Below are 12057 nucleotides of genomic sequence, written 5' to 3'. Positions count from 1 at the left end.
CATGGAATGACACCGGGTGTCCAGCAAGTGGACACTCCGGGTGCTCCGGGAGGGTCCCGTTAGGCCGGTCGGCCGGTCCGGACACCCGGCCGACGGGCCCTCGGTGAGCTGCGGAAGGACCGCGACATCGACTTCGTCGTGGTCTTCTTCCACCACTGCGCCTTCTCGACGACCGACGCGCACGCGTCGGAGGGCGGGGTGCGCGACGGCGTCGTGTACGTCACGGCGGGCGGCGCGGGCAAGGGGCTCTACGACTCCCCGGCCCCCGACAGCTACGAGCGGCATGTCTCCGACCAGGAGAGCGTGCCCTCGTACCACTGGAAGCAGGGCGGCGAGAAGGTCACCGAGACCGTGGAGTGGTCACGGGTGCGCTACACCGGATTCTCGTTCCTGGCCGTCGAGGTGACGGGCGGGAACCGGCCGCGGCTCGATGTCTCGGCGCTGGCCGAGAGCGGCAAGCGGGTGGATCACTTCACGATCACCCGCTGACCGCCGCAGGACGAGAGGGCCGGTCTCAGTGACCGGTCGAGCCGCCGTTGTCCCTGCAGTCGAGGGCGCGCTGGAGGGCGGCGGCGGCGTTCTTGCGGTCGGACTCGCTGCTGCGGGGAGTGTGACGGACGCGACGGACGGCAGTCTCGGCCATGATGATCGACTCCTTGAGATAGCTGAAGCCACGCGGTGGGGCCGCGTGATGCATCTGCGAGGTGCCGGATGGGGCGGGGGCCGTACACCGCAGGGGTTGCCTGCTCGGGTGGTCGGCCGCATCCGCCGTTCGCTGATAGAGCGAGACGTTCGGCTCTTCCAAGCTAAGTGAGCCGGGCCGCTGTGTCTGCACAATTACTCGGACTTCCTACTATCTGAGACGGGACCGCGTCCGCTTCCCCGCTCCGTCGCCCTTCACTCCCCCGGTCGGCGGCCGTTTTCGCCCGGGAGAGCGGGGCACCCGAGCAGCGGAGGTCAACAACGATGAACGCACGGACGATGACGCTCGGTGGCCGCGGCAAGGCCCGGCAGGCGGCGAACAGCTCAGCCATGGACATGGCCGCCCGGTGGGGCTTCGCGGCGCGCGGGGTGATCTACCTGCTCATCGGGATACTCGCGCTGCAGATCGCCTTCGGCGGCGGCGGCGAACAGGCGGACCGCGGCGGCGCGCTCGCCGAGATAGCCAAGAAACCCCTGGGCTCGGTCATGCTCTGGATCCTCGGGATCGGCCTGGTCGGGATGGCGCTCTGGCGCCTCTCGGAGGCGCTGTTCGGCGCCGCGGGCGAGGACGGAAAGAAAGCGACGAAGCGGCTGATGTCGGCCGGACGCTTCGTCTTCTACGGATTTGTCGCCTACTCGGTGCTGGCGTTCGCCGTCGGCGGCAAGAGCAGCGGCAGCGGGTCCAGCGACCAGCAGTCGCAGGACATCACCGCACGGGCGATGGAATGGCCGGGCGGACGCTGGATCGTGGGGATCGTCGGGGTGGCCATCGCCGTCGCCGGCGTGTGGATCGGGGTGCGTGCCGCGATGCGCAAGTTCCACAAGCGGCTGAAGCTGGCCGAGATGTCGCGCAAGGCCCGGCAGTTCGTGGACGTGACGGGTGTGGGCGGCGGCCTCGGCCGCGGCTTCCTCTTCGCCGCGATCGGGGTGTTCGTGGTCCAGGCGGCCGTCGAGTACAAGCCCGACAAGGCCAAGGGGTTCGACGACACCCTGCGCTCGTTCACCGACACCCCGGCAGGCCCCTGGCTGCTGGCGGTCGTCGCCGTCGGCCTGGTGCTGTTCGGGGTCTTCTCGTTCGGGATGGCGCGCTGGCGCCGGGTGTGACGGCCGCGCGGCCCGACGGCCGCGCGCGGACGGTGTGAGGTACGGGGACCGCCCCCGTACCGGCGGGGGGCGCCGGTACGGGGGCGGAGCTGTGGGTACGGGCGGGACCGTCAGCCCATGTGCGGGTAGCGGTAGTCCGTCGGTGAGACCAGCGACTCCTTGATGGCGCGGGTCAGCGTCCAGCGCATCAGGTTCTGCGGGGCGCCCGCCTTGTCGTTGGTGCCGGAGGCGCGCCCGCCGCCGAAGGGCTGCTGGCCGACCACGGCACCGGTCGACTTGTCGTTGATGTAGAAGTTGCCCGCCGCGTAGCGCAGCTTGTCCATCGCGTGGGCCGCAGCCGCGCGGTCGTTGGCGATGATCGAGCCGGTCAGTGCGTACTTGGAGACGGACTCCATCTGGTCGAGCACCGACTCGTACTGCGCGTCGTCGTAGACGTGCACGGCCAGGATCGGGCCGAAGTACTCGGTCGTGAAGACCTCGTTCTCCGGGTCGGTGCAGACGATCACCGTCGGCCGGACGAAGTAGCCGACCGAGTCGTCGTAGGTGCCGCCGGCCACGATGGTGCAGCTCGGGTCGGCGGCGGCGCGGTCGATGGCGGCCTTGTTCTTGGCGAAGGCGCGCTCGTCGATGACGGCGCCGATGAAGTGCGACAGGTCGGTCACGTCGCCCATGGCGATGCCGTCCACCTCGGCGGCGAACTCGTCCTTGAAGCCGTCGTTCCAGATGGAGGCCGGGACGTAGGCGCGGGACGACGCCGAGCACTTCTGGCCCTGGTACTCGAAGGAGCCGCGGGTCAGCGCGGTCTTCAGCACGGCGCGGTCGGCGCTCGGGTGTGCGACGACGAAGTCCTTGCCGCCCGTCTCGCCCACGATCCGCGGGTAGTTGCGGTACTTCTCGATGTTGTTGCCGACCGTCTTCCACAGGTGCTGGAAGGTCGGGGTCGATCCGGTGAAGTGGATACCGGCCAGCTCGGGGTGGTTCAGGGCGACGTCGGAGACGGCGATGCCGTCGCCCGTCACCAGGTTGATGACGCCCTTCGGCAGTCCGGCCTCCTCCAGCAGCTCCAGCAGCAGGACGGCGGCGAGGGTCTGCGTCGGGGACGGCTTCCAGACGACGACGTTGCCCATCAGCGCGGGCGCGGTGGGCAGATTGCCCGCGATGGCGGAGAAGTTGAACGGCGTGATCGCGTAGACGAAGCCTTCGAGCGGCCGGTGGTCGAGCCGGTTCCACACACCGGGCGCGTTGGCGGGCGGCTGCTCGGCCAGCAGGTCACGGGCGTACGAGACGTTGAAGCGCCAGAAGTCGACCAGCTCGCAGGGACAGTCGATCTCCGCCTGCTGGGCGGTCTTCGACTGGCCGAGCATGGTCGCGGCCGCCAGGGTCTCGCGCCAGGGGCCCGAGAGCAGTTCGGCGGCGCGCAGGATGATCGCGGCGCGGTCGTCGAAGGCCATGGCCCGCCAGGCGGGGGCGGCGGCGAGCGCGGCGTCGACCGCGTCCTGGGCGTCCTGCTCGGTGGCGCCGGCGAAGGTGCCGAGGACGGCCTTGTGGTTGTGCGGCTGTACGACGTCGACGCGCGCGCCGCCGCCCATCCGCTTCTCGCCGCCGATGGTCATCGGCAGGTCACGGGGGTTCTCGGCGAGTTCCCTGAGCTTGGTCTCAAGACGGGCGCGCTCGGCGGAGCCGGGGGCGTAGCCGTGCACCGGTTCGTTGACCGGGGCGGGAACCTGGGTCACAGCGTCCATGGGGCCGTATCTCCTTCAGATCTGTACGTCGGTCGGGGGCGCGACAGGGCGGTTCAGCCGCGGCTGACCAGCGAACGCAGGAAGAACGCGAGGTTGGCGGGGCGCTCGGCGAGGCGGCGCATGAAGTATCCGTACCAGTCGGTGCCGTAGGCGATGTAGACACGCATCCGGTGGCCTTCGGCCGCCAGCCGGTACTGCTCGGTCTCACGGATCCCGTAGAGCATCTGGAACTCGTACTCGTCGAGCTTGCGCCCCGCGCGCCTGGCCAGCTCCTGGGCGATGGTGATGATGCGCGGGTCGTGGGAGCCGACCATCGGGTAGCCGTCGCCCTCCATCAGGATGCGCAGGCTGCGGACGTACGCCTTGTCGACCTCGCCCTTGTCCTGGTACGCGACGGAGGCGGGCTCCTTGTAGGCGCCCTTGACCAGCCGCACCCGGGATCCCGCCGCGGCGAGGGCGCGGCAGTCGTCCTCGGTGCGGAACAGGTACGACTGGACGACGGCGCCGGTCTCGGGGAAGTTCTCGCGCAGCGCGGCATGGATGGCGAGGGTCGAGTCGACCGTCGTGTGGTCCTCCATGTCGAGGGTGACCGTGGTGCCGATCCGGGCGGCGGCCTCGACGACCATCGTGACGTTCTTCAGCGCCAGGTCGTGCCCGCCGGGCAGCGCCTGGCCGAAGGAGGACAGCTTCACCGACATCTCGGCGCGCGGGCCGAGGTTGAGCGGGGCGAGCGCGTCGATCAGCCGCAGGTACGCGTCCCTGGCACGGCGCGCCTCGGCGGGCTCCGTGATGTCCTCGCCGAGGACGTCGAGGGTGACCTGGAGGCCGCGGTCGGCCATCTCCGAGATGACCGGGGCGGTCGCCTCGACCGACTCGCCGGCGATGAAGCGCTCGACGACGGGCTTGGTGACGGGCGCGGCCGAGACGGCACGGCGCAGCCGGTCGCTGCGCGAAGCGGCGAGAATCACGGGACCCAGCACAGGGCACCTCCACGGTGGGATCGGGCACGGCGAACCACTGTGAAATCTACGGAGCGCTCCGGTCCTCTGCCATCGACAGCTGTCACGCATCCGGCTCCCCGGTCTCAGACATATGTCTGAAGACGGTGCGAGAATGGCCGGGTGAAGGGCGATTACCAGGATCTGGTCGACGAGATCTCCGCGCTGCTCGGGGTGCCGGCGACGCTGGAGAACCGCGACTTCGGCCTGATCGCCTTCGGCGCGCACGACAGCGAGGACGACGCGGCGATGGACCCGGTCAGGACCCGGTCGATCCTGACGCGCGGCTCCACCCCCGCCGTCCGCGCCTTCTTCGAGGGGTTCGGCATCGCGCGGGCCACCGGGCCCGTCCGGGTCCACGCGGCGCCCGAGGCGGGGGTCTTCCGGGGCCGGATCTGTCTGCCGGTGCGCCACCGGGGCATGGTCCTCGGCTACGTCTGGCTGCTGGACGACTCCGATCCGGGCCCCGACGACGCGCGTCTCGCGGCGGCCATGCAGGTGACCGCCCGGATCGGCGATCTGCTGGCCGACGAGGTGAAGGCGGGCACGGACCTCGCACGGGAGCTGGCGGCCGTACTGCTCTCGGAGCCCGGCTGGCAGCGCGAGATGGCGACCGCGACGCTGCGCACCGCGATGGGCCCGAGCGCCGACGGCCCCCATGTGGTGCTGTGTGTGACGCCGTGGCGCGGCGAGGACCCGCCCGTCCGCTCGGTACCGGGGACGGCGGCGCTGTGCGCCCTGCCGTACGGGGCCGACGCCCGGGCGCTGGCCGTGCTGGTGCGGCTGCGGGCGGAGGACGCGCTGGATTCGGCGCTCGCCGCGGTGGCCCGGCTGAGCGAGCGCGCGGCAGCGACGGCCGCCGGCGCGTCTGCCGTCCGGCGCGGTCTGTCCGACCTGCCCGCCGCCTGGCGCGAGGCGGCGGGCGCGGCGGCAGCGGCGACGGCCGAGCCCCGGTTCGGCCCGGTGGCCCGCTGGACGGCGATCGGCCCGTACCGCCTGCTGACGGCCCTGCCTCCGGGCGCGGACCCCGCCGTGGTCCCGCTGCTGACCCCCGACCACGCCGAACTGGCGCACACCGCCGAGGTGTTCCTCGACCACGCGGGCCAGGCCGGCCGCACGGCTTCGGCCCTCGGCATCCACCGACAGACGCTGTACTACCGGCTGTCACGGATCGAGCAGCTGACCGGACTCGACCTGGACCAGGGCGAGGACCGGCTGCTGCTGCACATGTCCCTGAAGGCGGCCAGGATCCCGGCGGGGCCTCGGTAGGCGGTTTCGTCAGGCCGCGGGTTTGGTCGCGCGGATCGAGTACAGCAGGGGCAGCCGTGGGTGGCCCGCCGGGAAGCGATAGCCGGCCGGGGTGCCCTCCAGGACCGGGAAGCGCCGGAAGTACGTGACGTCGTGCTCGTGCAGGAACTCGATCCGCAGCCCGGCGGCGGCCAGTGCGGTCACCACCTCGCCGAGCGGGTGCGACCACTGCACGGAGACCGGCTTGTCGAGCGCCGGGCCGTCCGTGTAGGTGTACGGGTTGTCCCAGGTCTGGGCGTCCGCGTCGAAGTAGTCGTACCGCACGCTGCTGCCGTCCTCGGCCAGCATGTCGGGGAACGGGTGGAACTCGGCGAGGTGGAAGACGCCGCCGACGTCGAGCAGCGAGGCGACCACCCGGGCCCAGCGCGGCAGGTCCGGCAGCCACACCAGCGCGCCGAGTCCGGTGCAGACGATGTCGAAGCGCTCGCCGGGCAGCGCCGCCGCCGCGTCGTACACGTCGGAGACGACGAACCGGGCGCGGTCACTCGCGCCGATGTCCTCGGCCAGTGCGCGGGCGGTGCGGACGGCGGGTTCGGAGAAGTCCAGGCCGGTCACCTCGGCGCCGAGCCGGGCCCAGGACAGGGTGTCCTGGCCCATGTGGCACATCAGATGCAGCAGTCGCTTGCCGGTGACGTCACCGACCTCGGCCACCTCGAAATCCCGCAGGGTGGAGCGGCCGGCCCGGAAACCGGCCAGGTCGTAGTGGTCGCTCGCCTCGTGGACGCGTACCCGGTCGTTCCAGTTCTCCAGGTTCTGCCGGAGCCAGTCCGGGGTGGTGTCCTGGTCGGTGCCCGTCGGGGCGGAGTCGCCGTCGCTCATGGCCGCGACCGTACAAGCCGTCCCGGCCGTCCCACATCCGAATATCGGGCTCGCGCCCCCCCCGGTGACGGGCCGTCAGTCGTCCAGACCCGCGATCACCCGCAGGCCGTCCGTCAGGTCCTGGGCGCTGGGCGCCGTCTCCGGGTCGATGAACCACTGCGCCATCACGCCCGCCACCAGCGCCTGGTAGACGAGTCCGACCACGCGGGCCTTCTCGGGCTCCTTCGCCGGGTCGATGCCCTGGAAGATCTCCGCCATACCGTTGCGGCCCTCCACCTGGGGCCCCTTGAGCGCTTCCTTGAACGAGGGCTCCTCGTCGATCCGGGAGATCGTCTCGAACTGGAGCTTCCACAGCGCCCTGCTCGGTTCGAAGTTGCCGATGACCCGCTCCCAGACCGCGCGGAAGTTCTCCATCGGGTCCTTGGGCCGGTCCTCGACCGGCACCTGGGCGTCGATCACGTCCCCCCACTCCTCGGTCACCGCCAGGAAGGCCGCGTTGAGCAGGGCCTCCTTCGATCCGTAGTGGTAGCCGATGGAGGCGAGATTGGTCCCGGACGCCGCCACGATGTCCCGCGCGGTGGTCCTGGCATAGCCCTTTTCGAGCAGGCAGCGCTTGGCGCCGTCCAGCAGATCCTCACGATGTCCCATGTCAGAAGCGTAGCGCCGGATCATACGGACGTCATAGACGAATGTCCTACACGGACGTTCTATACAATCGTTCTAGACATTCGTGTAAGACGCTCGTACAGTTCTGCGCATGACGAACTCCGCCGCACCGCGCGCAGGCCGCAAGGAATGGACCGCCTTCACCGTCCTGTTGCTGCCGCTCCTTCTGGTCTCGATGGACGTCTCCGTCCTCTTCTTCGCGATCCCCTCCATCTCCAGGGAGTTGGACACGACCGCGACCCAGCAGCTGTGGATCATGGACATCTACGGCTTCGCACTCGCCGGGCTGCTCATCACGATGGGCTCCCTCGGTGACCGGATCGGCCGCCGCAAGCTGCTGCTGATCGGCGCCGCCGCCTTCGGTGTCGCCTCGGTCGGTGCGGCCTACGCGCAGAGCGCCGAGATGCTCATCGCCGCGCGTGCCCTGCTCGGTGTCGGCGGGGCCACGCTGATGCCCTCGACCATGGCGCTGGTGCGCAACATGTTCACGGACGACCGGCAGCGCAGTACGGCGATCGGCGTCTGGTCGGGCGCCATGGCCGGCGGAATCGCGCTCGGCTCCGTGCTGAGCGGCGTCATGCTGGACCACTTCTGGTGGGGCTCGGTCTTTCTGATCAATGTGCCGGCGATGCTGCTCCTGCTGGTCCTGGTCCCCCTGGTGGTACCGGAGTTCAAGGATCCGGAGCCGGGCAGATTCGATCTGCTGAGCGTGCCGCTGTCGATGGGCGCGGTACTGCCGCTGGTCTACGCGCTGAAGGAGATCGCCGCGCACGGCTTCGACACGGTCAGGGTGCTGGTGCTCGCCGCCGGTCTCGTCCTCGGCCATCTCTTCGTACGACGGCAGCGCCGCCGTGACGACGCGATGATCAGCCGGGCGCTGTTCCGGGGCCGTGGTTTCGGTGCGGGCGTCGGCCTCAACACCGTCGCGGCTTTCGCCATGATGGGCGCCAACTTCTTCGTCACGCAGTATCTGCAGTCGGTGCTCGGCATGGACACGATGGAGGCGGCGCTGTGGAGCATGGTGCCGTCCCTCGCCATCGGCGCGGCGGCGCCGGTGGCGACCCTGCTCGGCCACAAGACCGACCCGGCCTATGTGGTGTCGGGCGGGTTCGTGATCGCGGCGGCCGGTTTCGGGATCCTCGCCTTCACCGGGACCGACTCACTCGCGGTGGTGCTGGCCGGCTGCGCCGTGATGGGCGCCGGCATCGTCACCGTCATGGCGCTCGTCTCGGACCTGGCACTGGGCTCCGCCCCCGCCGAGAAGGCCGGTTCGGCCGCGTCCCTGATGGAGACGGGGCAGGAGTTCGGCGGGGCGCTCGGCATGGCGGTCCTCGGCAGCGTCGGTACGGCCGTCTACCGCAGGGACGTCGCGGACTCCGTCCCCGCCTCGCTGCCGGCGGGCGCGGCGCACACCGCCGGGGAGACGCTGAGCGGCGCCGCCGCGGTGGCCGGCCAACTGCCGGGCCGGGTGGGGGAATCGCTGCTGGCCGTGGCGCGCGAGGCGTTCGTGCACGGCATGCAGTTCGCCTCGGTCGGCGGGGCCGTGCTGGCGCTCGGCGCCGCTGTGCTCGCCACGACACTGCTGCGCCGGGCGGGGCGGTCCGCGGATCCCGTGGAGGCGCGGCCGCAGACAGAACCGTCGTCGTTCGTCTCCGCCGGCTGACCGGAACACGGCGAAGGGCCCGGCGGATGCCGGGCCCTTCGGTATGACGGGGTGTCCGTCGGTATCAGTCGGTATCAGTCGGTGAGGTTGACCGAACGGGCCGAGGCGGCGCCGATCTCCTCGCCGATCTCCGCGAGGACGTTGGCCGGGACCGTGTCGTCCACGGTGAGCACGACGAGGGCTTCGCCGCCCTCCTCGGCGCGCGAGACCTGCATACCGGCGATGTTCAGCCCGGCCTCGCCGAGGATCCGGCCGACCGTGCCGACCACACCGGGCCGGTCCTCGTAGCGCAGCACGATCATGTGGTCGGCCAGCGCCACATCGACGTCGTAGTCGCCGATAGCGACGACCTTCAGCAGATGCTTCGGGCCGGCCAGCGTGCCGGAGACGGAGACTTCCTCACCGCTCGACAGGGTGCCGCGCACGGTGACCACGTTGCGGTGGTTGGGCGACTCGCTCGACGTGGTGAGCCGGACCTCGACGCCACGCTCCTGGGCGAACAGCGGCGCGTTCACATAGCTCACGGTCTCCGCGACGATGTCCTCGAACACGCCCTTGAGCGCGGACAGTTCGAGCACCTTCACGTCGTGCTGGGTGATCTCGCCGTAGACCTCGACATCGAGCCGCGCGGCGACCTCGCCCGCGAGCGCGGTGAAGATCCGGCCGAGCTTCTCGGCGAGCGGCAGACCGGGACGTACGTCCTGGGCGATGACGCCGCCCTGCACGTTGACCGCGTCCGGCACGAGTTCACCGGCGAGGGCGAGCCGTACGGACTTGGCCACGGCCACGCCCGCCTTCTCCTGCGCCTCGTCGGTGGAGGCGCCGAGGTGCGGCGTGGAGACGACCTGGTCGAACTCGAAGAGCGGGGAGTCCGTGCAGGGCTCCTTCGCGTACACGTCGAGACCGGCGCCCGCGACGCGGCCCTCCTTGAGGGCGGCGGCCAGCGCCGTCTCGTCCACGATCCCGCCACGCGCGGCGTTGACGATGCGCACGGTCGGCTTGACCTTGTGCAGCGCCTCGTCGCCGATCAGACCCAGCGTCTCGGGGGTCTTGGGCAGATGCACCGTGATGAAGTCGGAGACCGCGAGGAGTTCGTCGAGCGTGAGGAGCTTGACGCCCATCTGCGCGGCGCGGGCCGGCTGCACATAGGGGTCGTACGCCACGATGTTCATGCCGAAGGCGGACATGCGCTGGGCGACGAGCACGCCGATCCGGCCGAGGCCGACGACCCCGAGGGTCTTCTCGCTCAGCTCGACGCCGGTGTACTTGGAGCGCTTCCACTCGCCGTTCTTGAGCGCCGCGTTGGCCTGCGGGATGTGCCGGGCCGTGGCGATCAGCAGACCGCAGGCCAGCTCGGCCGCGGTCACGATGTTGGAGGTCGGTGCGTTGACGACCATCACGCCGGCCTTGGTGGCCGCCGACACGTCGACGTTGTCGAGGCCGACGCCGGCTCGGGCGACGACCTTCAACTTGCGCGCCGCGGCTACGGCTTCGGCGTCGACCTTGGTGGCCGAGCGGACGAGGATCGCGTCCACGTCGGCGATGGCGGGCAGCAGTTCCGCGCGGTCGGCGCCGTTGCAGTGCCGGATCTCGAAGTCCGGACCTAGCGCGTCGACAGTGGCGGGCGAAAGCTCTTCAGCGATGAGTACGACAGGTTTCGAGCTCACGTGTGTCCTCACAAGTCCCATTGCGGACGGCCGTCCCGACGGCCGCAGGCGGGTTCTGTCCGCGTGGAAGACGCACGACGCTGTGGGCCTGACGCGTATGTGTTTGGCAGTGTAGTGCTGCCGGGGCAGGCGTCTTCCGAATGCGCGGAATGATCACCCGTACGGGGCGGCCCGACCCGTGGGCCGGGCCGCCCGGGGAGTGTCCGCGACGTATCGTCGTCCGCCCCTCGGGGCGGGGCCGGCGGTGGCTGGTGCGTGCGATCGCAAGGCGTCGGAGTGCCCTTGTAGCGGAGCTACTCGGGCAGTTCGGCAACGCCGCGAGCGTGCGTGCAAGCCGCCGCCGGCCAGACGAGACTGAGCGGACACGACCGCTTACGCCTCTTCGTCGACCCAGCTCATGAGCTTGCGGAGCTCGGCGCCGGTGGTCGCCAGCAGGCTCTCGCTGTCGGCCTTCTTGTACTCGTTGTACTTCTTCAGACCGCCGTGGTACTCGTCCATCCAGTTCTTGGCGAACGAGCCGTCCTGGATCTCGGCCAGGATCTTCTTCATCTCGGCCTTGGTGCCGTCGTTGATGATGCGCGGGCCGCTCACGTAGTCGCCCCACTCGGCGGTCTCCGAGATGGACCAGCGCATCTTCTCCAGGCCGCCCTCGTACATGAGGTCCACGATCAGCTTCAGCTCGTGGAGGCACTCGAAGTACGCGATCTCCGGCTGGTAGCCGGCCTCGGTCAGCGTCTCGAAGCCCGCCTTGACCAGCGCGGCGGTACCGCCGCAGAGCACGGCCTGCTCACCGAACAGGTCGGTCTCGGTCTCCTCGGTGAAGGTCGTCTTGATGACGCCGGCGCGGGTGCCGCCGATGCCCTTCGCGTAGCTGAGGGTCAGCGGGAACGCCTTGCCCGACGCGTCCTGCTCGACGGCCGCGATACACGGCACGCCGCGGCCTTCCTCGTACTGCCTGCGGACCAGGTGACCCGGGCCCTTGGGCGCGACCATGCAGACGTCGACATTGGCCGGCGGCTTGATGAAGCCGTAGCGGATGTTGAGGCCGTGGCCGAAGAACAGCGCGTCGCCGTCCTTCAGATGGTCCTTGATGGACTTCTCGTAGATCTCGCCCTGCAGCGGGTCCGGGACGAGGATCATGATGACGTCGGCCTCTTCGGCCGCTTCCTCGACCGAGACCACGCGCAGGCCCTGCTCCTCGGCCTTCGCCTTGGACTTCGAGCCCTCGTGCAGACCGACGCGGACGTCGACACCGGAGTCGCGCAGCGACAGCGCGTGGGCGTGGCCCTGGCTGCCGTAGCCGATGACCGCGACCTTGCGGTTCTGGATGAGGGACAGGTCTGCGTCGTCGTCGTAGAACAGCTCGGCCACTGGGTCTTCTCCTTGAA

At 70.2% G+C, this 12057-nt stretch carries 10 protein-coding genes and 1 pseudogene; 4 read left to right on the top strand and 7 right to left on the bottom strand.

Going from position 1 to position 12057, the window contains the following annotated elements; all coding sequences use genetic code 11:
* Positions 1-93: 93 nt before the first annotated feature.
* Positions 94-489 (top strand): annotated as a pseudogene (locus OHS57_RS27205) (phosphoesterase); the annotation flags it as partial.
* 25 nt (positions 490-514) lie between these two features.
* On the opposite strand, the gene OHS57_RS27200 reads toward OHS57_RS27205, so the two are convergent.
* The gene (locus OHS57_RS27200) at positions 515-643 is read right to left on the bottom strand and encodes a hypothetical protein (protein ID WP_277816747.1); all 129 of its coding nucleotides are present in this window, start codon (positions 641-643) and stop codon (positions 515-517) included.
* 323 nt (positions 644-966) lie between these two features.
* Between OHS57_RS27200 and OHS57_RS27195 the strand changes: the two genes are divergently transcribed.
* Entirely contained in the window at positions 967-1806 is an 840-nt protein-coding gene (locus OHS57_RS27195) for a DUF1206 domain-containing protein (RefSeq protein ID WP_041984051.1), read from the top strand.
* Positions 1807-1916: 110 nt separating this feature from the next.
* Here the strand turns inward: OHS57_RS27195 and pruA are convergent, their stop codons facing one another.
* Positions 1917-3548, bottom strand: coding sequence for an L-glutamate gamma-semialdehyde dehydrogenase (gene pruA / locus OHS57_RS27190; RefSeq protein ID WP_328583620.1), 1632 nt, complete (start codon positions 3546-3548; stop codon positions 1917-1919).
* A 53-nt stretch (positions 3549-3601) separates the two neighbouring features.
* Positions 3602-4528 carry a proline dehydrogenase family protein gene (locus tag OHS57_RS27185; protein ID WP_041984054.1) on the bottom strand — a complete coding sequence of 309 codons (927 nt, stop codon included), beginning with the start codon at positions 4526-4528 and terminating at the stop codon, positions 3602-3604.
* Positions 4529-4669: 141 nt separating this feature from the next.
* On the opposite strand from OHS57_RS27185, the gene OHS57_RS27180 reads away from it, so the two are divergent.
* On the top strand, positions 4670-5815 hold the full coding sequence (locus OHS57_RS27180; protein WP_328583619.1) for a PucR family transcriptional regulator: 1146 nt from the start codon (positions 4670-4672) through the stop codon (positions 5813-5815).
* A gap of 9 nt (positions 5816-5824) precedes the next feature.
* Here the strand turns inward: OHS57_RS27180 and OHS57_RS27175 are convergent, their stop codons facing one another.
* Entirely contained in the window at positions 5825-6673 is an 849-nt protein-coding gene (locus OHS57_RS27175) for a class I SAM-dependent methyltransferase (protein ID WP_328583618.1), read from the bottom strand.
* Positions 6674-6748: 75 nt separating this feature from the next.
* Positions 6749-7321 carry a TetR/AcrR family transcriptional regulator gene (locus OHS57_RS27170; RefSeq protein WP_041995028.1) on the bottom strand — a complete coding sequence of 191 codons (573 nt, stop codon included), beginning with the start codon at positions 7319-7321 and terminating at the stop codon, positions 6749-6751.
* Positions 7322-7430: 109 nt separating this feature from the next.
* Between OHS57_RS27170 and OHS57_RS27165 the strand changes: the two genes are divergently transcribed.
* Positions 7431-9002, top strand: a complete 1572-nt coding sequence (locus OHS57_RS27165) for an MFS transporter (protein ID WP_041984055.1) — start codon at positions 7431-7433, stop codon at positions 9000-9002.
* A gap of 74 nt (positions 9003-9076) precedes the next feature.
* Here the strand turns inward: OHS57_RS27165 and serA are convergent, their stop codons facing one another.
* A complete protein-coding gene (gene serA, locus OHS57_RS27160) occupies positions 9077-10669 on the bottom strand; it encodes a phosphoglycerate dehydrogenase (protein ID WP_041984057.1) in 1593 nt (530 codons plus the stop codon).
* 372 nt (positions 10670-11041) lie between these two features.
* Positions 11042-12040, bottom strand: a complete 999-nt coding sequence (ilvC, locus tag OHS57_RS27155) for a ketol-acid reductoisomerase (protein ID WP_041984059.1) — start codon at positions 12038-12040, stop codon at positions 11042-11044.
* Positions 12041-12057: the final 17 nt, after the last annotated feature.

Source organism: Streptomyces sp. NBC_00370 (assembly GCF_036084755.1).
In the GTDB taxonomy this organism is placed as follows: domain Bacteria; phylum Actinomycetota; class Actinomycetes; order Streptomycetales; family Streptomycetaceae; genus Streptomyces.
The sequence above is the reverse complement of the archived record's forward strand: the minus strand, read 5'-3'. Positions and strand labels throughout refer to the sequence as shown.